This window comes from Granulicella sp. L60 (assembly GCF_009765825.1).
Lineage (GTDB): Bacteria > Acidobacteriota > Terriglobia > Terriglobales > Acidobacteriaceae > Edaphobacter.
In genome coordinates, this window is sequence record NZ_LMUR01000018.1 from 1,193,739 (window position 1) to 1,215,374 (window position 21,636).

Sequence of the window (21,636 nt, forward strand, 5' to 3'; positions counted from 1 at the left end):
GGCCGTCGTCACGCTGCAGCCGATTGCGATCTATTCTCACGCGCCGCAGTCTGTGTTTGTACTCATATCACTGCTGGTGTGCTTGATTCCAACGACGATCGGTGGACTGCTCTCGGCGATTGGCATTGCCGGAATGGACCGGCTGGTGCAGCATAACGTGCTCGCCATGTCGGGTCGCGCAGTGGAAGCTGCGGGCGATGTGAATACCCTGCTGCTGGATAAGACGGGAACGATTACGCTGGGCAATCGCCAGGCATCTGAGTTTATCCCCGCTCCTGGCGTGAGCAAAGATCAGCTCGCCGATGCGGCGCAACTTTCATCGCTGCCTGATGAGACTCCCGAGGGGCGCAGCATCGTCGTGCTGGCGAAAGAGATGTATGGTCTGCGTGGCCGTGAGTTGAGCGAGTTGCAGGCGGAGTTCGTTCCGTTCAGCGCGGTGACGCGTATGTCGGGTGTGAACCTCGATGGACGTATTATTCGCAAGGGCTCGACCGATGCAATTGCCGCGTTTTTAAAGGAGAACGGCGGAAGTCTTCCTGATGAGGTTCGGGCTGCGGTCGAGACGGTTGCACGGAGTGGAGGAACGCCGCTGGTGGTCGCTGAGAATCGTCAGGCCCTAGGCGTGATTCATCTGAAGGATATTGTGAAGGGCGGGATGCGCGAACGGTTTGCGCAGCTTCGCTCGATGGGTATTCGCACAATCATGATTACGGGCGATAATCCTCTGACTGCAGCGGCGATTGCACGCGAGGCCGGCGTCGACGACTTTCTTGCTGAGGCAAAGCCCAAGGACAAGATGGATTTGATCCGTCGTGAGCAGGCCGAGGGCAAGCTGGTCGCGATGACGGGCGATGGTACGAACGACGCACCCGCGCTGGCGCAGGCCGACGTAGGTGTCGCGATGAACACGGGAACGCAGGCGGCGAAAGAAGCGGGCAACATGGTCGATCTCGATTCGAATCCGACCAAGTTGATTGAGATCGTTGAGATCGGCAAGCAGCTTCTGATGACGCGTGGCGCGCTAACCACGTTCTCCATCGCGAACGACGTCGCGAAGTACTTCGCGATTATTCCGGCCATGTTTGCAGCGACATTTCCCGTGCTGAACACGCTCAACATCATGCACCTGAAGACGCCGCAGTCTGCAATTCTTTCAGCGGTGATCTTCAACGCGTTGATCATCGTCGGGCTTATCCCGCTGGCGCTGCGTGGCGTGGGGTACAAGGCCATGTCGGCCGAGGCTCTTCTACGCCGCAACCTCCTTCTGTATGGAGTAGGTGGTCTGATTGCGCCGTTTGTTGGGATCAAGCTGATCGACCTCATCATTACCAGTATTCATCTGTCGTAGAGGATTTTTTATGCGCCGCAATCTCATTACCGCCTTGCTTTATACCGTTGTCACTACTGTTATCTTTGGGCTTGTCTATCCGTTCGTCGTGACTGGCCTTGCGCAAGTTCTATTTCATGACAAAGCGAACGGCCAACTGATTGAGCAGAACGGACAGTTGATCGGGTCTCGCATCATCGGGCAGCCATTTACCGCGGCGGGATATTTTCGCTCACGTCCGTCAGCCGCGGGTAATGGATATGACGCCTCCAACTCTGGCGGTTCGAACTATGCGCCCACAAGCAAGAAGCTGATTGATCGCGTTGCCGGAGATGTTGCGGGGCTGCAGCCGGAGCATCCTAATACGACTATCCCAATCGATCTGGTGACTGCCTCGGCGTCGGGACTTGATCCGGATATTAGTCCGGCGGCTGCGGAGTTTCAGGTCGAGCGTGTGGCTCATGAGCGTCATCTTTCGGAGGATGCAGTTCGCAAGCTGGTCAGTCAACATACAGAAGGGCGCCAGCTAGGATTTCTTGGCGAGCCTCGCGTCAATGTGCTGCTGCTGAACCTGGATCTCGACCGGCTTACGGCATCGAAATAAAAATGGCGGGCTGCTCGGTCAGCCTTTGACCCAGGCCCCATCGATAGATCGCCATGTGTTGGGATTGCGGATTGTGTCTTGAAGTATTGCCGGTAGACGTTCCTGGCGAACTGCGTCATAGCATTGCAGCATGGAGAAGCGCGCAATCGACGCAGGGATGCCGACAGAGGTGAAGCCGGGGTGCGAGGTGGAGGGGTAGGGTCCGCCGTGATTCATTGCAGGACTGACTGCCACTCCGGTCGGCATCTTGTCATTCAGGAGTCGACCTACCTTTGCGCGAAGTAGAGGTTCAATCACGCGATAGGATGCATCGTCGGAGCCTGACTTTGCGGAGTAGATGCTGCCGGTCAGGTTTCCTTCGAGCAGCCGCAGGATGGCTTCAAGTTGATTCTGGCTTGTGATGGTGATGGCAAGGGTGGCATTGCCGAATATCTCAAGCTGCAACTCGCGGGGTGCGGCGAGAAACTGGGCTGCGGTGGCTCGTAGAAGAGTGTTGGCGTAGCGATAGCCTTCGCCTGGCGCGAAGGCTCCTCCGGTGACCAGGAGCGCACCGGCCTTTGTGAGTGCGGTTACTCCCTTGTGTAACTGGTTGCGGCCGGCTGCGGAGAGCAGAGGCTGAATGGAACGCTCACTAAAGACTTTTGCGATCTGGCTGAGGAATGGCTCTGTCTGTGGAGTCTCGAAGACAAGTATCAAGTTGGGGCTTGTGCAGAACTGACCTGCGCCCGCGAGGCAACTATCGACGAGCTCCTGGGCCAGTTGCTCTCCGCGTTCGGCGAGTGCTCCAGGAAGGATGATGATGGGATTGATACTCGACATCTCAAGATAGATTGGCTTGCCGGCGTCTTCGGCGGCGCGGCGCAGATGCAGACCGGCGTGGCGGCTGCCAGTGAAGCCTATCGCTCCTACGCGCGGATCGCTGACCAGCTTGAGGCCATTCTCGTTGCTGACGTTATAGATCATTTGGACGGTGCCGGACGGAAGGCCAGTCTCTTCGACTGCTTTGAGGGCTTGCTCGGCCAGCAGGCGAGTGGTATTAGGGTGCAGAGGGTGAGCCTTGGCGATGACGGGATTTCCCGCGGCGATGGCAGCGGCAAAGTCGCCGCCACTAACGCCATTGAATGCAAACGGAAAATTGTTAGGGCCGAAGACGATCACTGGGCCGATGGCAGCGAAGCAGGAACGAATATTTTTCTCGAGGTCGAGGGTAGGACGGCGCCATGATTCTTCACGAACAGCAGCGGCCGCCTGACGGAGCTGATTCGTCGTGCGTGGAAGCTCGACGTCTTTCAGGCGTGGGGTAACAGGGAGCGCCGTCTCTTCGGATGCAGCCTGAATGATGGCGTCGGCGGCAGATTCAATGTTGCGCGCATAGGCTTCAAGAAAAGCGGCGATGCGTGAAGGCTCGATCGAACGAAGTTCGACGGCAGCTTTGGCGGCAGCGGCGAGCGCTTGATCGCAATCGGCCCATCGGCTGATGGGAAAAGCGGTTGGCAGGGTCTGACCGGTCGCCGGATTTTCCGCGTGGAAGGTTGCTTCTACATCGGCCATCCGCCATGCGCCGTCAATTAGTACCTGAGCCACACTCATTCTGTCTTCCTCTCGGCTACGCTGATATAAAGCTGCCTGCCATCTATGTTATCCGTATCGTCCGGTGATTGCTTTGGATCTTGAAATTGAATTCGCTAATCACCCACTACTGAGATGCATCAGTGTTATGCATACATTCGAGGCGGTCAGTTGACTAACTTCTGCCGCCACTGATAGAGTTCGTTCGATCTTCAAACAATAATTTATCCGTGTTGAAATTTAGTTTACTGAGAGAAGTTCCCAGGATTCGGTATCTTGCAGATCGCGCAGAGCGATAACGGCGTGCCAGCCCGCTCGCTGATTAGGATTGAAAAAGATGCAGTCTATCTCCAGACGAAGCTTTCTCGCAGCAGCTGCAACAACGGCCACGATGTGTGCGGCACAGCCGCTCTTCGGTATGGCCGCGGAATCTAAATCTCCTTTCAATGTGGCTGTTATTACTGACGAGATCTCGCAGGACTTCGACCATGCATGTTCTGTCGCAGCCAACGAGTTTGGGCTTCAATGGGTTGAGCTGCGCGGTATGTGGAATAAGAGCCTTCAGGATCTGACCGAAGCAGAGATCGCTGAAGCGCAGAAGATACTTTCGAAGTATGGTTTGCGAGTCACGGATATCGCAAGTCCACTCTTCAAAGCTCACTGGCCTGGGGCACCGAAGTCCCAGTACGGCCCGAAGAACGATGCTCTCAGCGGTGATGCGATTCTGAAGCACCAGGACGAGGTTCTGATGCGAAGCGTCGTTCTGGCTAAACAGTTCAAAACTGACAAGGTGCGCTGCTTCGACTTCTGGCGATTGGATGATGTAGCTCCTTATCGCGTGGCGATCGATGCAAAGCTGCAGGAAGCCGCGGACGAGTGCGGGAAGCAGGGCATCCTCCTGGTCATAGAAAATGAATTCGAGTGCAACACCGCAACAGCGCGAGAGGCCGCGCGAACGCTCTCGGCCGTGCCGTCTCCTCACTTTGCGATGAACTGGGATCCGGGCAATGCCGTGATGCGCGGCGAGATGGATGCCTTCCCCGGAGGCTGGGATCTGCTTCCGAAGCGGCGCATCTGCCACTGCCACGTCAAGAATGCTGTGAAAAACGCCAGCGGCAAGGTTGAATGGTCGCCGGTGGATATAGGTATCATCGATTGGGTCGCGCAGTTTCGTGCGCTGGAAAAAGTAGGCTACTGTGATGCTGTCAGTCTCGAGACCCACTGGCGCGGCGCAGGGAGCAGTGAGGAGTCCAGCCGTATCAGCTGGGCTGGGATGAGGAAGGCGCTACAAGATTCAGGCACGCTTTAGACGATCGTATGCGGAGACTATTTGATTCGCGATTTACCAAAAAAAACTTTTCAGCTTCCGCCTTCGTCCATTTGAGTACACCTCTGGATGCTTGCAGTCTCACTTGAAGTAAACGACACATACTCGCTGTTTCGCATTCTTTGTTTTCCAAGGAGAGAAGATGATTACCCGACGAAAGTTTCTCGACACACTGGCAGTAGGAGCAGCTGGGATGGCTGTGGGGACAACCGCAAAGAGCTACGCACAGATCCTCGGCTCCAACGATCGAATTAACTTCGCGGTGATTGGTCTGAACTCGCGAGCCTATGCTCATCTTTCAGGGCTCAAGGCAAACAAGGCTAACGCTCGCATCTCGCATGTATGCGATGTCGACAGCAACACTCTGAAAAAATTCGCTGCTAATACCCAGCAGGAGATGGGTGAAGCTCCTGCCACGGATAAGGATTTTCGCAACATTCTTCGGCTGAAAGAGATCGATGCCATCACGATTGCGACGCCCGATCACTGGCATACTCCGATGGCTATCGCCGGGCTGCAGGCGGGCAAACATGTATACGTCGAAAAGCCTTGCAGTCACAATCCCGCGGAGGGCGCGCTTCTGATACAGGCTCAGCAGAAGTATGGCAAGCTGGTGCAGATGGGCACTCAACAGCGTTCGTCGCCGCACACGATCGAGATCGTCGACAAGATCCACAATGGTCTGGTCGGCCGCGCCTACTTCGCGAAGGCCTGGTACAGCAATGTAAGAAAGTCCATCGGGATCGGGAAAGAAGCGCCGGTACCGCCGCAGCTCGACTGGGATCTGTGGCAGGGGCCCGCTCCGCGCAGAGCCTATAAAGACAACGTTCAGCCGTACAACTGGCACTGGTTTAAGATCTACGGCACCGGGGAGGCGCTCAACAATGGTACTCACGAGGTGGATGTCTGCAGGTGGGCGCTTGGTGTCGACTATCCGCACAGTATTTCATCTTCGGGAGGAAGGTATCAGTTCAAGGACGACTGGCAGTTCTACGACACGCTGGTCACCAGCTTCGAGTATGAGGACAAGCTGATCTCGTGGGAGGGCAAGTGCTGCAACGGCATGAAGTATTACAACCGCGATCGCGGCTCGACCATCATGGGCACCACCGGCACTATACTTATAGATCGGGATGGCTACGAGGTCTATGATCTGAAGGGCAATAAGACGGATGAGTTTAAGACGGGTAAGGCGACCTCGTCGACCGATCTTCTTGGCCGTGACTCCATGACCGACGCTCACTTTGCGAACTTCATCGCGGGCATCCAGAAGGGAGAGAAGCTTCACGCTCCCATTGAAATCGGCAATGTGGCTGTCACGATGCTTCAGCTCTCAAACATCGCGTGGGAGGTGAACCGTGAGTTGCAGCTTGATACAGCGGACGGGAAGATCCAGAAGGACTCCGAAGCGATGAAGATGTGGGGGCGTGAGTATGAGAAGGGTTGGGCGCCGCACTTGTAAATCAAAGCAGGTGATAAAGCAGGCGATCGCTTACTGGCGATCGCCTGCTTTTTTTGCTCTGAACTTTAGAAAAGCTTGCCCAGTGTGAAGATGAACTTGCGATGTCCGTCGTCGCCGATGGCAGGCGTCAGTGTAATAACACCGAGCGGAGTTTCGGCAACTAAACCGAAGACGACATCCTGGCGTGTAATCGTGAGCGCATTTGGTGCGCGTATCTGTCCGGCCTCGTATGCCGCGCCAATATAGATGCTCTGGCCCAGGGGAGCGGGTAGCTGTGCGATTCGTCGTAACAAAGCCGGCGAGAGCAAAAAGTAATCGGTACCTCGATACTCGTCGAACGCGCTGGCCGAAAGCCTAAGAGGACCGCCGAGAGTAAAACGAAACGGTTGAGCGACGTCGCGGTTGAACATTGTTCCGCCCTCAGCCACCATGACGAAGACCTCTTTGCCGATCTCATGTGAGAAGCTGACGCGTGTTGTGATCTGCGGCGCATTCGGGCTTGCAACGGCGCTGTAAAGATATCCGGCGTCGGTCGTCCAGCGAATACCGTAGTGTGGAATCAACGCACGGTCCTGGTTGTCAAAGGTGTAGCGAATATGTCCGCGCTGCATCTGACCAAAGACATCGGCTTCATTGTCTGAGCCGACCTGAGTTTGCCAGCGGATGTTGTCACTCTCCCATCCGGCGCGGAGTTCCTGGCTGCGTTGATTGCTCCAGCCGATATCTACACCGCCGCCTGCGCTCTGCAGAAGGCGTTCGGAGAGCCTGTGCTGATCCTGATAGATATAGAACGGCTGACGCAGGATGCCGCCGTGTGGAGCGAGGAAGACGGCTCCTGCAGGGCCTTTCGTGTCGAACAGCTTGCGGTAGTATTCACCGTCCAGCTGGGTCAGGAAGCCGACTTTGATATTGGCGCGAAGCTCGGAGCCGTAGCCTCCCAGGTCCTGGTAGAGGAAGATGCCCTCGGCGGTCGCACGGCTTGTGCCCCCCGCCTGTGCTTCGACGTTCGCACCGGTGATGAGGAAGGGCGGGCCTGTCTTCTTATCTGTAACCGTTACAAGCACGATTGGACGTTCCGAGATAGATGATGATGCATCGGGGCGCTCATAGCCGATGGTGTAGTCGGCTTCGTAGCGGCCATCGCTGCGGATATCGTCGAGCAGCGACTCGATCGCCTTCGTATCGACCGGATGGTTCACAAGCGGCATGAACTCCCGTTCGACTGCACGCGTGACACTTGTGTTGGGCGCCTTGACGCGAACACGTAGAAGATTTCCCGGTGGTCCAGGCCGTCGTCCCGCGCGCTGCACAAGGTAGTCCGACCACTGAGTTTCACTCAATGCGTACTTCAGCAGTGCTTCTTTCTGCTTTTCTGCGGCCTCGTAACCGCGTGCAGCCAGCTCCTTCGACTTCAGGTAGTCCGTGTCGTTGAAGCCGGAGATGTCTGGTTCGATGACCACGTTAGCAAGTTTCCGTGAAGCACGTTCATTGCCTTCGATAGCAACGGCGAAGCTGCGCTGTAGCACGCCGAGGATGGAGTCAAGGTCCCCTTTGCCCACTGGCTTTAGAGGGACGCTGACCGCGAGGACAACATCTGCTTGCATCGCGTGGACTGTCTGTGTCGGAAGATTCTCAAGTACGGCACCGTCGACGAACTCGTGACCACTCAATTCAAAGGGCTGAAAGATGCCAGGCAGAGAGACGGACGCGCGTACAGCGTCTGGAATGGAGCCACGGGCAAACGTTACCGTGCGAGCTTCGTTCAGGTCCGTAGACAGGCAGCGAAAGGGGATGGGAAGTTTGTTGAAGTCGGTGCGGTCGTCGTAGCGAAGAAACTCGCGATCGAGAAATGCGTTCAGACCCTGGTCGATGAGTACGCTGTTGCGAAGCGAGACGCCGTGCTTCAGTCCGATGGTCAGGCCGTTCGGCAACTCCCGGGCATCTTCGCGCCGGCGAAAGCTGCGGCTCTTGTACGCCGTCCTAAAGCTGAAGACGTTATTGAAGACCTCATCCGTGGTGGCAGACTTAAGTTCATCGATGGACTTTCCCGTTGCGTAGAGTGCGCCGACAAGACCACCCATACTCGTGCCTGCGATCATATCGACAGGGATGTGATGATCTTCAAACCACTCGAGTACACCGATCTCCGTCATGGCCAGCGCGCCGCCGCCACCCAGGGCGAGGCCGATTCGTGGACGATTGGTTGGGCCAGGTGGAGGAGCGGCGGGTGCTGTAGCGGGCATGGGGAGTGGCGTTCCGCTGGCGGTCTTACTACCGCCGCCCTGTTCTCCATTTTTTCCTGCATCTGGAGTCGTTCTCGCTGGTACAGAATTCTGGACATTTTTGCTGCCAGTCTGTGTGGTCTGTGCTGCGGATTGGGCTTCGCTATTCGGTGAGGTCGGTATCGTACTCTGCCCGTACAGAGAAGAGGCAAAGCCAGCCGATAGAAGGAAGACCAGAGTGCGACGGAGTGATGTCCCCCACGGACCTGAAGAGGCGCTCATCTTTATAGGCTACATAAAAGTAAGAGGCATTCGCTATTGAGAGCTAAATTTGAGGGCGTCACATCAAACAACATTTTATGCGGGCGTAGCAAATGCGATCTCTACATGAACTGCGCGATCTTTTCGAGTTCTTCCTGTAAGCACCGCAGCGAACACCCGATTGCCTCCATGTGGAAGGCTGCTTTACGAGCGTCCTGCGTTGACACCCCATAGCCCCGCGCGGCGAGAAAGCTGCTGATCAGATCCGCGGCTTGCCAGGAGTCAAGTCCGGACTTCAACAGATCTTCGCGCAGACCGGTGAGGTCGGCTTCGGCAAACTGTTCGATGTGGATCTTCTTTTCCTTCGTCATTGCCCGTTCTCCCGGTGTAAATGCGTATGTCACCGCCCACTCATTAGACGTGAGAGACGGATTGAAGGAGTTCCTTATTCTAATGGGACCCTAATTCACGTCTCTGAGTTGCGTCGTTTGATAAAGTTACGGACATTTGCCGCGAGAAGTTTCAGTTTGGGAAAATTAGGTTGCTCGATTCGCTAGAAGGACGGGAATGCCATCGACGACGGGATAGCAGCGCCCGCAGCCCAGGCAGCGTATCCCACTGGCCTCAAGCTGTAGATCTTGTTGGCAGACGGGGCAGACAAGCCAATGCAGATCCTCCTCCTTCGGTTGTTTTACACTCATTCCTCTATCTTATCGATCACAGGTGACAGTGGGAACTGAGAGCGCGATACCATGGAAGAGATGAATATAACTCCACTTGTTTTAGATGGTATTGCGATTGCTGGGCAGATCAAGGCTGAGGTCGCAGTTGAAGTCCAAGAGCTTGCCGCTCGTGGAATCACTCCCGGTCTGGCCGTAATCCTTGTCGGCGAGGTGCCGGCCTCGCAGATCTATGTTCGCAGCAAGGTAAAGACCTGCGGGGAACTGGGCATCTTCAGCGAGATGATCACACCGCCCGAGAGCATTACGACTGACGAGATGCTGGCGCTGGTGGCGGAGTTGAATGCACGTGAAGATATCGACGGCATTTTGATTCAGCTACCGCTGCCGAAACATGTCGACACGAAGCGCTTGCTGGAGGCGGTATCTCCGGACAAAGACGTCGATGGATTTCATCCCGTCAACGCAGGACGTCTTCAGAGCGGACAGCCCGGGCTCGCTCCCTGTACGCCCGCAGGCATTATGGAGATCCTGCGTCGCAGCGGTTTGCCGGTCGCGGGTCAAAACGCTGTCGTTGTGGGGAGGTCGGACATCGTAGGCAAGCCCGCGGCGATGATGCTTCTGAATGCATCGGCAACAGTCACAATCTGCCACAGCAAGACCGCTGACCTGGCAAAGTTCACGCGGGAGGCCGATCTGCTTGTCGCCGCAATTGGACGGCCTGGTTTTGTCACTGCGGAGATGGTAAAGCCGGGAGCGACCCTGATCGATGTCGGCATCAATCGGGTGACCGATGCCGCCGAGGTGGAAGACTACTTTCCCGGCGATGCAGGTCGTGCGGCAACCTTCGCCAAGCGCGGCTCGGTTGTCGTCGGAGACATTCACCCGGCAGCGTTTGCCCTCTCCGGGGCATATACTCCTGTTCCGGGCGGAGTGGGCGCGCTCACCATCGCGATGCTGATGCAGAACACGGTGACAGCGGCTAAGCTGCGGCGCGGCATCTCTTTAGGGAAACACTAACCTGTATGCTGCGCGTTGGACTTACTGGCGGTCTCGGAAGCGGAAAGTCGACCGCAGCAAAGATGTTTGCGGCGCTCGGGGCCCAGGTCCTGCAGGCTGATGTGATCGGGCGTGAGTTGATGGAGCCCGGACAGCAGGTATATTGTGCGATCGTCGCTCGCTTTGGCATCGGAGTCGTGCTGGCTGACGGCAGGCTCGACCGTACGGCTTTGGCGCGAATCGCCTTCGAGGACGGCAGGGTCGAAGATCTGAATGCGATCGTGCATCCGGCTGCCATTGCACGTCAGATGGAGTTGATTGAGGTGATCTTCCGGGCTGATCCTAATGCGGTGGTCATTGTGGAGTCGGCGTTGATCTTCGAGACCAATTACAGCGAGGCCAGCACCCGCCCCAACGTCGATGCTGGCGCTGGTGTCGATTTGCAGCAGCCGTCGAACCGAAGACTCTGGCATAGCCGGTTTGACCGAATCGTTCTCGTCACGGCGTCGGAGGAGTCGAAGATTGCGCGTTTTGTGGCTCGCTCTACGATGCCAGGCGAGCCCATCACTGCTGAGCGCCGAGCCGAGCTCGAGGCTGAAGCGCTGCGGCGGCTTGCACGCCAGATCCCCGACGAGCGGAAGGCGTCCATGTGCGACTACGTCCTGACCAACGGCGGCTCCTTGACCGAACTGGAGTGGCAGGTTGACCGGCTATGGCCGATCCTGCAGGCGCTGGCCAACGGGCAGACCCAATAAGCAGACCAAACTCTACCCAGCTAGATACAATCGATAGTGTATGCAGGCTGCGACCTGCAATTTGAGATCAGGTTGTGACTACGATGAAACTGCGTCCAGTTCTGCTTGTTGTGCTTCTCCTCTCCGGCTTCTACTATCTCACCACCCATGTGGGGTCGACAGGCGCGATTGTGCCCTGGCTGCATCGTGCAGCGGTGCCGGCGGGGCCAAACGCCAGTACCGCTGCGGTCACTGGTCCGCTGGGGAGCTTTGAGCTGACCGAGGCCCACGCCGCGCCAGCCTACGATACCGAAGAACAACAGAACATCGCCGTCTATAAGAAAGCTCTACCTTCCGTTGTGAACATCACCTCCACCGCGGTTGCCTTCGACTTCTTCTACGGGCCGGTGCCTCAGCAGGGACAGGGATCAGGCTTCATCCTCGACAAGCAGGGCCACATCCTCACCAACAATCACGTCATCGATAACGCCCAGCGGGTCGAGGTCACGCTCTACGACAAACACAAGTACAAGGCCACCGTGGTCGGCGTCGACAAGGGCCACGACCTGGCCTTGCTCCAGATTGCGAATGCGCCCAACCTCGAGCCGGCCACACTCGCTGAGTCGCAGAGCCTCATCGTGGGCCAGCGAGTCTACGCTATTGGAAATCCCTTCGGCCTATCCGGCACGATGACGCGCGGCATCATCTCAGCGATCCGTTCTATCCGCGGTCCGCAAGGCAATCCCATCGAAGACGCGATCCAAACCGACGCCAGTGTTAACCCCGGCAACTCCGGGGGGCCGCTACTCAACTCGCGCGGCGAGGTCATCGGCATTACCACCCTCATCGCTTCCAACGGGGCCGACCAGTCCTCCGGCATCGGGTTTGCGATTCCGATTAATACCGCCAAGGCCGTCATCGCCGACTTCGCCAAGTACGGCCGGGTACGCCGCCCTTCGCTCGACATCGTTCCCCTGCCCATAGGCCCGGACATCGCCGAACAGATCGGTCTTCCGGCAGACTACGGCATCCTGGTTCAGCGTGTCCTTCCTGGCGGCGCCGCGGAGAAGGCTGGCCTCAAGGGCGGCACGCAGCGTGCTTACCAAGGCAATATTCCCGTCATGCTCGGTGGCGATCTGATCGTAGCGATGGACGGTCAGGAGATCACCAATGCGCAGGATCTCTCTGCTGTCATGACCTCCCACCGTGCCGGCGATGAGGTCACCATTAGCATCTTCCGAGGCCGCAAGCGGATGGACCTCAAAGTGAAGCTTGACGACGCTACGACCCAACAGGACCAGACCGGCCACGAGACCTAGCCTCCGTGAGAGACTTGGCCGCTTTAGTTAGATTGACGTAGTGTCCAAGCTTCGGTGGATATACCGTCGTTCCCTCACCTCATACATTTCGCTCAATACTCGCGCAATCGCCTCCGGATAAGCCAGATGCTCTTGTTCAAGAATGCGTGCCGAGAGCGAGTCGTCGGTGTCGTCGTCGTGAACCGGTACGGTCTTCTGCAGAATGATCACACCGTGGTCCACCGCCTCATCGACGAAGTGCACCGTGCAGCCTGCCACCTTCGCACCGTAGTTCAACGCCTGCGCCTGCGCGTCTAATCCCGGAAACGCCGGAAGCAGCGAAGGATGTACGTTGAGGATGCGATTCGGAAACGCTGCGACAAATCCTGGCGAGATGATCCGCATGTACCCTGCGAGGCAGACCAGGTCGACCTTATGCTGATGTAGTCGCGCGATCATCTCGGCATCGTGGTCAGCACGCTTCCGTCCGGCGGAAGGAACCGAAAACGCAGGCAGATGAAGCTCACGCGCGACCGTCAGCCCCGGAGCGTCCTCAAGATTTGAGAGCACAACCGCAATCTCCGCGCCTTGCAGCCGGCGTTCCTGAATAGCTTTTGCAATAGCGAGAAAGTTCGAGCCTCTGCCAGAGAGGAGGATGCCCAGGCGTTTCATAGATAATTCCTCTCTAACGATTTTAGGTGAGTCGGCAGACTTATGACTCGCCTCCAATCCTGGAGACGAGTCTCTCTCAGCGTCTAGTTGTAGACGACTTTACGTTCCCCGCGCGTCACACGCCCGATAATGCAGTGGCGCTCATTCGCGCGATTCAGAATCGCCTTGGCCTTCTTGATCTTCTCGGCTGGAATGACTGCGATCAGTCCGATCCCCATGTTGAACGTTCGAAGCATCTCCTCCTCCTCGACGTTTCCCAGATGCTGCAGGTGTTCAAATAGCGGCGGTACGGTCCAGCTTGCAAGGTCGACCACGGCTCCCATGCCCTTGGGGAGAATGCGCGGCAGATTCTCCGTAATTCCTCCCCCGGTAATATGTGCCATGCCGCTAACGACCTCGGCCCCGGTCAGCTTCTTGATTACGGAGAGGTAGCTTCGGTGTGTACGCATCAGAGCCGCGCCGGTCTTGTCTTTCAACTCGTTTATGTACTGATCCGGACCGTACTTCGCGACCTCGAACAGAAGCTTGCGCGCAAGCGAGTAGCCGTTGGTATGCAGACCGTTCGAAGGTAGTCCCACCAGCACATCGCCAATCTGGATGTGTTCGCCCGTAATAATCTTTTCGCGGCTCACCGCGCCGATGATCGTGCCTGCAAGATCGTACTCTCCGTCGGCGTAGAAGCCTGGCATCTGTGCGGTCTCGCCACCGATTAGTGCGCAGCCGTTGGCTCTGCAGGCTTCGCTGATGCCTTGCACAACGGTCTCGATGACCATGTCTTCTAGCTTTCCCGAAGCCAGGTAGTCTAGAAAGAACAACGGCGTAGCGCCTTGCACGGCGATGTCGTTTACGCAGTGGTTTACAAGGTCCTGTCCAACTGTGTGGTGAATGCCAAGATCGAATGCAACCTTCAGCTTCGTCCCTACACCATCCGCGCTCGAGACCAGCACGGGATTGGGAAACTTTTCGAGGTCGAGCGCAAACAGGCCGCCAAACCCGCCAATCTCCGAGAGCACCTGTTTGTTAAATGTCTTGCGTGCAAGCATTTTGATCCGCTGTTTGCTGCGGTCGCCGCTGCTGATGTCCACACCTGCGTCAGCATAGCTGATGGGCTTTTTCGCTGGGGCGTTGGAATCGCCGGACTGTTTCTTGCCTGTAGTCCTGGTCGCCGCGGCCTTGCTTTCCGTAGTCCTGGTGGTGGCCTGTCTCAGTCCGGCTGCCTTGCTTTCCGCAACGGCGCGAAAGGAACCGTCGGGTGCGGCTGCTAAAGGCTCCGTGGATTTTGGCTGCGATGCGGTTCCGTTGTGGGTGGCGGTGGAATCGGGCATGGGGGAGGTCTCATCCGGCAAGGTCGTGCTCCATAAAGTAGTGCATCAAATGAAGAATTTAAGTCTAGCAGTAAGAGGTTCAAAGCCTCGTAAAACGACCGTTATTCGTCGAACGAAAGATGTACGGTATGGGAAACTGCGCTGCAGTCTCTATGATAATCCTCCCTGAAGCTGTTAAAAAGCGCTTGTCCTGCCGGACGGGCCGCCTACTCAGCGGGAGGTCGCTTCGTGACTTTTGTACCGGGCTTGGTGGGGCTGACTTCTTGGGGCCTCGCGATGCTCGGCGGAGGATGATTCCGACCAGCGGGAGGACCTTTGCTGTCGATGGCTGCGTGACCGGTATACGCGTCGCGAAATGACCTCCCGCTGAGTAGGCGGCCCGTCCGGCAGGAGCCTCTTATACTGGCACTATGTCACGGAACCTTACCCGCTCGCGTCAGTTACAGCTTCGCGCTGAAAGATTTCTTCCCGGAGGCGTTGACTCGCCGGTGCGTGCGTTCCGCGCTGTGGGTGGCGACCCACCCTTCGTGACCCGCGCCGAAGGTGCCTATCTCCACGATGCCGACGGAAACCGCTACCTCGACTTCTTCGGATCGTGGGGTCCCATGATCCTTGGGCACGCCTTTCCGCCGGTAGTCGAGGCGATTCAGCAGGCCGCGGCCAAGGGTGCGAGCTTCGGCGCGTCTACCGCGGCGGAGGCCGATCTGGCCGAACTTGTCACCCGATGCTTTCCCTCGGTCGAGAAGCTGAGGTTTGTCAGCTCCGGCACCGAGGCTTGTATGTCGGCTGTGCGCTTGGCCAGGGGGTTCACGGGGAGAAATTTTGTGGTCAAGTTCGAAGGCTGCTATCACGGACACTCCGATGCCATGTTGGTGAAGGCTGGGAGTGGGGTGGCTACGCTGGGTATTCCTGGGTCGGCCGGGGTGCCGGTGGAGACGGCGATGCACACCCTGGCGCTGCCGTTCAACGATCTAGAGGCGGTTAGAACGGTATTCGCTGCGCGGGGTGCTGAGATCGCCTGCGTCATTGTGGAGCCTGTGGTGGGCAATGCGGGGACGATTGCGCCCGCTGCCGGTTACCTGCAAGGGCTCCGTGAGATCACGGCTGAGTATGGCTCGCTCCTGATCCTTGACGAGGTGATGACTGGCTTCCGCCTGTCGCTGGGCGGCGCGCAGCAGGTCTACGGCGTGACCCCGGATCTTACGACGCTGGGTAAGATCATCGGCGGCGGTTTGCCCTGCGGAGCGTTCGGTGGGCGGGCGGATGTTATGGAATTTCTTGCTCCGCTGGGGCCGGTGTACCAGGCGGGGACGCTGAGTGGGAATCCGCTGGCGATGGCGGCGGGGATTGCGACTCTTCAGCACCTTCTCGACCATGAGGAGGCGGTCTACGGCGGCCTTGAGACGACTACGGCGAGGATCGCTGAAGGCGTCGCGATGGTTGCGCGCGAGGCGGGTGTTCCGCTGACGGTGAACCGCGTGGGTTCGATGTTCACCTGGTTCTTTACACCGCAAGTTGTCACCGACTTTGCTTCGGCGGCGACTTCGGATACGGCGGCGTTCGGCAGATTTCACCGCGCGATGCTCGATGCGGGTGTCTGGCTTCCGCCGAGCCAGTTTGAGGCGGCTTTTGTCTCGACCGCGCATGGCGAGGCTGAGATCGGCATGGTGCTGGAGGCGGCCCGGAGCGCGCTGCGGGTTTAGGCGGCTGCGGGGGTGCCTTTGGGCTCCATCCAGATTTTTCCTGCGCCCATGAGGACGACGAGCACGACGGCGCAGAACGCGAAGACGTGGCGGACGCCGATGTGTTCGGCGAGGATGCCGCTGAGGATGAGGCCGGAGATCTGCGCGGTGAAGATGATGGACATGAAGGTAGAACCGACTCGTCCCATGAGGGCGGGAGGGGTCTCCTGCTGGAAGAGTGTCTGCGACGGGATGATGATGCCTGCCACGGCGAAGCCGATGATGAAGTCACCGAGGATGGTGGACCAGAGATGGGGCAGGGCGGTCAGGATGACGAGGCCGATGGCGATGCCGCAGAGGCCGGAGTAGACGAGCAGGGTGTTCTTGAGCTTCTTGCCGAGGGTGTTGAGGCCGTTGATGCCGACGAGCATACCGAGACCGATCATCGCGGAGGCGACGCTGAAGGCCTTGGTGGAGCCGTGGAGCGAGTCGCGGACGTAGATGGCGATGAGCGGGCCGAAGCAGCCGAGGACGAACATTCCGGCGGCCATGGCGAGGATGACGAAGAGCAGGGCGGCGTGGTGCAGGATGAAGTTGATTCCCTGCTTCATGTCGAGCCAGATCTTTCCGAGCGCGGAGTGGCCTTCGCTGTTGGGGTCGGAGGGTGTTGCGGGATGGGGTGCCGGGGCTGCGGGCTTGAGGAAGGGGACGGAGGCGATGAGCAGGGCGGAGCCGACGAAGCTGGCGGAGTCGAAGAGATAGCAGCTCATAGAGCCGAGATAGGAGACCATGAGGCCGGCGATGGCGGGTCCGATGATGCGCATGCCGAACATGACCTGCTGCATGAGCGCGTTGGCGGAGCGGAGGCCGTGGAGGGGGACGGCGGAGCGGATGGCGACACCCTGGGCAGGGCCGAAGAAGCTGGAGATGATGCTGATGGCCGCGAGGACGGCGTAAAAGTGCCAGGTGCGGTTGGCGAAGATGAGCAGGAGGACGAGGGCGGCGCGGATGGAGTCGCTGGAGACCATGGTGGTCTTGAGGGGCCAGCGGTCGACGAAGACTCCGGCCATGATGCCGAGGACGGCGATGGGCAGCATGTAGGCGATCTGGACGCCGGTGATCTGCTGGGCGTTGCCGTGGAGCTTGAAGGTGAGGACGTTGATGACGGCGAAGAGGGCGAGGAAGTCTCCGAAGACGGAGATGACCTGCGCGTACCAGAGGCGGCGCATCATGGAGATGCGCAGAACTGCCCCCATGGAGAGCGGTTCGGGCAGCTCGGGGTCGAGGACGGTTTTTGGAGTCGACTCGGCTGGGGCCGGGTTGGTAGAGGCTGTGCTCATGGGCGGTTCGCCTATGGTACCGGAGTTTTGGCTGTTTGGAGATCTGATTCGAGCCAACGCTCGGGGGTGACAAATTTTATTGCGGGGAGGGCGGCGTAGTGGGTGAGGAGGAGGTTGGTGGCCTCGACGGTGGGGAGGCGGGGCTGGCCGAGGGAGGTGTGGCCGCCGTCGTGGAGGACGATGTTGGAGGCACGGTTTCGCCGCTGGTTGTGAGCGATCTTCTGCATGGTTCTGGAGGCGATCTCGGTGGCGTCGATGGGCTTCCAGTCGCCGGGGAGGATGTTCCAGTTGACGGGGGTGAGGCCGAGCTCGCGGGCGATGCGGAGGGCCAGGGGGCTGCGGGCGCCGTGGGGTGGGCGCAGGTAGCGGACGGGGACGCCGAGGGTGTCTTCGAGGAGGGCGTTGCAGTCGCTGAGCTCCTGGCGGATGCGGGAGGCGGACTGCCAGGCGAGCCAGGGGTGGGTCATGGTGTGGTTGCCGATGAGGTGTCCGGCGGCGGCGATGGCGCGGGTGATCTGGGGGCGCTGGCGGACGTAGCGGCCGATGAGGAAGAAGGTGGCGCGGGTGTTGTGGCGGGCGAGGACTTCGAGGAGGCGCTCGGTGGCGACGTCGTTGGGGCCGTCGTCGTAGGTGAGGGCGATCTCGTTGGGGTTGGGGCCGGCGATGAGGACTTTGCCGAAGAGCTGGGACTGGGCCGAGAGGGCGGCGTAGGTGAGGGTGGAGGCGGCGGCGAGGAGGGAGGCTGCGGCTATGGTGGTGGCGGTCTGCGGCATGGCGTCCTTTCCCCTGCGCATGGGGTACCCCCTCCCCTGGGGGTACCCCATGCTAAATCATTTTGATGCAATGGTTTGCGAAATGTGGTGTCGCTAAATATTTCTAAACAAATGGGTTACGTCTAAATATGTCCATCGAAAAGGGTTACGGATTTTGGTGCTGTTTGCAATGAGAAAAGCTCCGGTGGGTGCCGGAGCTTTTTCTAGTCTGTATCCAGTATAGCTTCTGGAGGGAAACTGCTGCGCAAGGGCTATCTTGATGGTTTTGAATGGGTTATGGCGAACGAGGGCTTGACAGGCGTTTGTGGCGAATCGATTTGCTGTGCTTTGGGCTCGTTGGCAGAGGACAGGAAGGCATACCCCAGGGGCTAAAGCCCCCATTCTTTAGCGAGGCCGAGAGACCCAAGGCTAAAGCCTTGGGATACCTCAGAAGCAAAAGCATTAGAGTGGCCCCTAGATGCATCGACCTCCTGTAGAGGGATGCGGAGCTGTCTCGGATGTGGTGCGAGATAAGGAGAGAGTATTGGGACGTTGAGGGTATGGCAGGTCCTTCGACTGCGCCTCTCGCGGTGAGACTGCGAGAGGCTCCGCTCAGGATGACAACTTCTATGTCAATCCATCAGTTACGCTCAGGCTATATGTCGATACTGGCTAGGTAGCTTTGGCTATCTCATAAGCAAACGCGTCAGACACTACTTGCTTCACTACCTGCTTTTGGCGGTGATTTGTTACTGCTTTTGTTTGAGGAGGGCGAGGACCTCTTCGGCGTGGCCTTCGGGTTTGACCTCTTCGAAGATGTGGAGGAGGCGCTGGCCTTTGCCGGTGTCGGGGCTGATGAGGTAGGTGGTGCGTTTGACGCCCTTGACGAGCTTGCCGTACATGTTCTTCGGCTTGACGAGGTCGTAGCGGTTGATGAGCTCCATGTCGGGGTCGGCGAGGAGGTCGTAGGGGAGGTCGTACTTGTCTTTGAACTTCTTCTGGTCCTTGACGGTGTCGCGGGAGATGCCGAGGACGACGATGCCGGCCTTCTGGAACTTCTCGAAGGCGTCGCGGAAGCCGCAGGACTCGATGGTGCAGCCGGGGGTGTCGGCGCGAGGGTAGAAGAAGAGGACGACGGGCTTGTCCTTGAAGTCGGTGAGGTTGATGGTGTGGCCGTCCTGGTTCTGGAGGGTGAAGTTTTCTACGGCGTCGTTGACCTGCATGGTTTCCTCGCGGTTGGTTCGTGGTGCTTGGTGGTGAGTTGGTGGTGTTTCGCGGCTGCTTCTGTCTCTTAGTTGAGTTTACTGCGGGTGGCCTGCCGGCCGGGCCGCCTGCTCGGCGGGAGGTCACTTCGTGACTTGTGTGTCCCCTTTGGGTCGCGGCTCCCGTTGGTCGCTTGGATTTTGGTTTAAGGTTTCTGTTTTGCGCGCAGGGGGAGGATGAGGGTGGCGGTGGCGAGGCCGAGCGCGCCTCCTATGAGGGTCTCCCAGGCGCGGGATGCGAGGACGGAGATGGAGGTTTCGCCCTTGAGGAAGAGGGTGACGACGAGGGTGAAGGCGAAGGTGGCGCAGGCGATGTCGTACCGCTCGGGGAGGGCCATGGCGTAGATGATCATGGCGAGGGCGGCGGCGATCCAGCCGAGCCAGGGGAGGTGGATGACGAGGGGAAGGCAGAGGAGTCCGAGGGGGACGCCGACGGCGGTGCCGAGGATGCGGCGGCGTACGCGGTTGGCGGTGCCGGTGGTGGAGTTGGCGATGACGTAGGTGCAGGCGGTGATGGCCCAGGCGGACTCTCTGAGGTGGAGGGTGTCGTTGAGAAAGACGATGACGAGGGCTGCGGCGGCGGCCTGGAGGCCCATGCGGAACTCCTGGGCGGGGATGCGGTCTTCGGCTGCTGGAGAGGGTGTGGGTAAGGGTGCGGGGCGGTCGAGGATGAGGGGGAGGATGGCGGCGATGGCTCCGATGAGTCCAGCGACGGCGACCATGGGGAGGTCGCTGCGGGTGAGGAGGGCTCCGTAGGCGAGGAGTTGTCCGATGTAGATCTGGGAGCCGATGCCGGCGCCGAGGATGCCGAAGCGTTTGAGGAAGCCGACGAGGAAGGCTCCGGTGACGAGGGTGAGTTCGGGGCCGGGGTGGCCGCGACCGGTGAGGATGGGGGCGAGGGCGATCATGCTGACCGCGCCGAGGGTGGCGGCGATGGCGAGGAGGACGAGATCGCGGGCGGAGGCGGTGCGCTTGGTGCGGCCTTCGGAGACGCAGGCCCAGAGGGCGAAGCCTCCGGCGAGGGAGCCGAGGGAGGCTCCGCCGGCGAGGGGGTGGGAGCGTCCCTGGAGGGCGCCGAGGGCGACGGCGATGGCGTAGGCGGTGACGAGGCGGAGGCCTTTGATGCGGCGGTGGGCGGCAGGGTCGATGCGTTCGAGGAAGGTGGTGGTGGCTCGGGTCAGGCGTGGGGCTTGGGAGGGGCGGGTTTCGTGGTCGTCGAGCATGGGAGTGTCTCGGGTGGTTTTTTGGTGTCAGTGTGACAGTACACCAGAGGGGCGAGGGAGGGAATGCGGATGGTTTGTTTCGTCGTTGTCGGGTTTGTTTGCGAAGGCTTTTGGTTGCTACCGAATCGTTGTGGTGGTGCATCCAAGGGTTATGAGTGGGTCTAGTGGGTCTATTGATCGCCGTCGATTTGCTGCTGGGGTTCTTGCTGCCGCTGCTGCCAGGTCTTTTGCGGGGACGGGTGATGGTGCGCCGGAGCAGCTGCATTTGAGTCCTAATGGGTGGATGCCGAATAACGTTCTTCCTGTACTGCTGTATCGGGGGGTGTTTCAGGGTGATCCGGATCTGGCGAGGAGGATGGAGGATCTGTTTGTGAGGAACGGGTGGCCTCCGCAGTGGAGGAATGGGGTGTATGACTTTCATCACTACCACTCGACCGCGCATGAGGTTTTGGGGTTTGCTGCGGGGCACGCTGAGCTTGTGCTTGGGGGTGAGGGTGGGCATGGGGTTACGGTGCGGGCGGGGGATGTTGTGGTGCTTCCGTGTGGGACGGGGCACTGCCGGGTGAAGGCTTCGGATGACTTTTTGGTGGTGGGGGCTTATCCGCCGGGGGAGCATTGGGATATCTGCAGGAGTGCTGCTGGTCCGGAGGTGTTGGAGAGGATGCGGGGGGTTAAGTTTCCGGCGTTGGATCCGGTTGGGGGTAGGGATGGGGCGCTGCCGAGGCTTTGGGGTGGCTGAGGGTTTCTGAGGCTTGGCTGTGGTTGTATGACAACGGCAAGTGCGACAGCAGATTCCTCCGCTTCGCTCGGAATGACAAACAAGAGGGCAAACAACTGCAACTGCAAGCAACTGAAAATGTAACGATGTTGGTTACAGTTGTGACGGAGATGTGGTGG

19 protein-coding genes are annotated in these 21,636 nt (G+C 58.9%); 9 read left to right on the forward strand and 10 right to left on the reverse strand.

All coding sequences use genetic code 11. The features are described 5' to 3' along the window. On the forward strand, positions 1 to 1,348 hold a 1,348-nt coding region (gene kdpB, locus GSQ82_RS15305; protein WP_158793079.1), incomplete at its 5' end, for a potassium-transporting ATPase subunit KdpB. A 10-nt stretch (positions 1,349 to 1,358) separates the two neighbouring features. Continuing rightward, positions 1,359 to 1,931 (forward strand): potassium-transporting ATPase subunit KdpC, encoded by a 573-nt coding sequence (kdpC, locus tag GSQ82_RS15310; protein WP_158793080.1) that lies wholly within the window; start codon positions 1,359 to 1,361, stop codon positions 1,929 to 1,931. 18 nt (positions 1,932 to 1,949) lie between these two features. On the opposite strand, the gene GSQ82_RS15315 is transcribed toward kdpC, so the two are convergent. Then, positions 1,950 to 3,521 carry an aldehyde dehydrogenase (NADP(+)) gene (locus tag GSQ82_RS15315; protein WP_158793081.1) on the reverse strand — a complete coding sequence of 524 codons (1,572 nt, stop codon included), beginning with the start codon at positions 3,519 to 3,521 and terminating at the stop codon, positions 1,950 to 1,952. Positions 3,522 to 3,837: 316 nt separating this feature from the next. Here GSQ82_RS15315 and GSQ82_RS15320 point away from each other — a divergent pair, with 316 nt between their 5' ends. Further along, positions 3,838 to 4,809, forward strand: a complete 972-nt coding sequence (locus tag GSQ82_RS15320; RefSeq protein WP_158793082.1) for a sugar phosphate isomerase/epimerase — start codon at positions 3,838 to 3,840, stop codon at positions 4,807 to 4,809. A 160-nt stretch (positions 4,810 to 4,969) separates the two neighbouring features. Next, positions 4,970 to 6,289: a Gfo/Idh/MocA family protein gene (locus GSQ82_RS15325; RefSeq protein WP_158793083.1), complete on the forward strand. Its 1,320-nt coding sequence runs from the start codon at positions 4,970 to 4,972 to the stop codon at positions 6,287 to 6,289. Positions 6,290 to 6,354: 65 nt separating this feature from the next. On the opposite strand, the gene GSQ82_RS15330 is transcribed toward GSQ82_RS15325, so the two are convergent. The 3 genes from GSQ82_RS15330 to GSQ82_RS24755 all read right to left on the reverse strand — a co-directional run bounded on the left by GSQ82_RS15330 (position 6,355) and on the right by GSQ82_RS24755 (position 9,473). Further along, positions 6,355 to 8,532 carry a patatin-like phospholipase family protein gene (locus GSQ82_RS15330; protein ID WP_158793084.1) on the reverse strand — a complete coding sequence of 726 codons (2,178 nt, stop codon included), beginning with the start codon at positions 8,530 to 8,532 and terminating at the stop codon, positions 6,355 to 6,357. 362 nt (positions 8,533 to 8,894) lie between these two features. Then, the gene (locus GSQ82_RS15335) at positions 8,895 to 9,143 is read right to left on the reverse strand and encodes a hypothetical protein (RefSeq protein WP_158793085.1); all 249 of its coding nucleotides are present in this window, start codon (positions 9,141 to 9,143) and stop codon (positions 8,895 to 8,897) included. 165 nt (positions 9,144 to 9,308) lie between these two features. Continuing rightward, the gene (locus tag GSQ82_RS24755; RefSeq protein WP_216847094.1) at positions 9,309 to 9,473 is read right to left on the reverse strand and encodes a Trm112 family protein; all 165 of its coding nucleotides are present in this window, start codon (positions 9,471 to 9,473) and stop codon (positions 9,309 to 9,311) included. Positions 9,474 to 9,533: 60 nt separating this feature from the next. Here GSQ82_RS24755 and GSQ82_RS15340 point away from each other — a divergent pair, with 60 nt between their 5' ends. The 3 genes from GSQ82_RS15340 (at position 9,534) to GSQ82_RS15350 (ending at position 12,504) form a co-directional block, all read left to right on the forward strand. Beyond that, positions 9,534 to 10,472: a bifunctional 5,10-methylenetetrahydrofolate dehydrogenase/5,10-methenyltetrahydrofolate cyclohydrolase gene (locus GSQ82_RS15340; protein ID WP_371417212.1), complete on the forward strand. Its 939-nt coding sequence runs from the start codon at positions 9,534 to 9,536 to the stop codon at positions 10,470 to 10,472. Positions 10,473 to 10,477: 5 nt separating this feature from the next. Beyond that, positions 10,478 to 11,206, forward strand: a complete 729-nt coding sequence (coaE, locus tag GSQ82_RS15345; RefSeq protein WP_158793087.1) for a dephospho-CoA kinase — start codon at positions 10,478 to 10,480, stop codon at positions 11,204 to 11,206. Between the two features lie 83 nt (positions 11,207 to 11,289). Continuing rightward, positions 11,290 to 12,504, forward strand: coding sequence for a S1C family serine protease (locus tag GSQ82_RS15350; RefSeq protein ID WP_158793718.1), 1,215 nt, complete (start codon positions 11,290 to 11,292; stop codon positions 12,502 to 12,504). A 27-nt stretch (positions 12,505 to 12,531) separates the two neighbouring features. Here the strand turns inward: GSQ82_RS15350 and purN are convergent, their stop codons facing one another. Continuing rightward, positions 12,532 to 13,155 (reverse strand): phosphoribosylglycinamide formyltransferase, encoded by a 624-nt coding sequence (gene purN / locus GSQ82_RS15355; RefSeq protein ID WP_158793088.1) that lies wholly within the window; start codon positions 13,153 to 13,155, stop codon positions 12,532 to 12,534. A gap of 83 nt (positions 13,156 to 13,238) precedes the next feature. Then, positions 13,239 to 14,480 carry a phosphoribosylformylglycinamidine cyclo-ligase gene (gene purM / locus GSQ82_RS15360; protein WP_254061670.1) on the reverse strand — a complete coding sequence of 414 codons (1,242 nt, stop codon included), beginning with the start codon at positions 14,478 to 14,480 and terminating at the stop codon, positions 13,239 to 13,241. Positions 14,481 to 14,890: 410 nt separating this feature from the next. On the opposite strand from purM, the gene hemL reads away from it, so the two are divergent. Further along, entirely contained in the window at positions 14,891 to 16,183 is a 1,293-nt protein-coding gene (gene hemL, locus GSQ82_RS15365) for a glutamate-1-semialdehyde 2,1-aminomutase (RefSeq protein WP_158793089.1), read from the forward strand. Here the strand turns inward: hemL and GSQ82_RS15370 are convergent. The 4 genes from GSQ82_RS15370 to GSQ82_RS15385 form a co-directional block, all read right to left on the reverse strand. Further along, positions 16,180 to 17,502 carry an MFS transporter gene (locus GSQ82_RS15370; RefSeq protein ID WP_158793090.1) on the reverse strand — a complete coding sequence of 441 codons (1,323 nt, stop codon included), beginning with the start codon at positions 17,500 to 17,502 and terminating at the stop codon, positions 16,180 to 16,182. The two genes, hemL and GSQ82_RS15370, sit on opposite strands and share 4 nt — an antisense overlap. An 11-nt stretch (positions 17,503 to 17,513) precedes the next feature. After that, positions 17,514 to 18,296, reverse strand: a complete 783-nt coding sequence (locus tag GSQ82_RS15375; protein WP_256370089.1) for a polysaccharide deacetylase family protein — start codon at positions 18,294 to 18,296, stop codon at positions 17,514 to 17,516. Positions 18,297 to 19,003: 707 nt separating this feature from the next. Then, complete coding sequence (locus GSQ82_RS15380; protein ID WP_158793091.1) at positions 19,004 to 19,477, reverse strand: peroxiredoxin; 474 nt, start codon at positions 19,475 to 19,477, stop codon at positions 19,004 to 19,006. A gap of 185 nt (positions 19,478 to 19,662) precedes the next feature. Next, complete coding sequence (locus tag GSQ82_RS15385) at positions 19,663 to 20,739, reverse strand: FUSC family protein (RefSeq protein ID WP_158793092.1); 1,077 nt, start codon at positions 20,737 to 20,739, stop codon at positions 19,663 to 19,665. 151 nt (positions 20,740 to 20,890) lie between these two features. On the opposite strand from GSQ82_RS15385, the gene GSQ82_RS15390 reads away from it, so the two are divergent. Next, positions 20,891 to 21,478, forward strand: a complete 588-nt coding sequence (locus GSQ82_RS15390) for a cupin (protein ID WP_158793093.1) — start codon at positions 20,891 to 20,893, stop codon at positions 21,476 to 21,478. Positions 21,479 to 21,636: the final 158 nt, after the last annotated feature.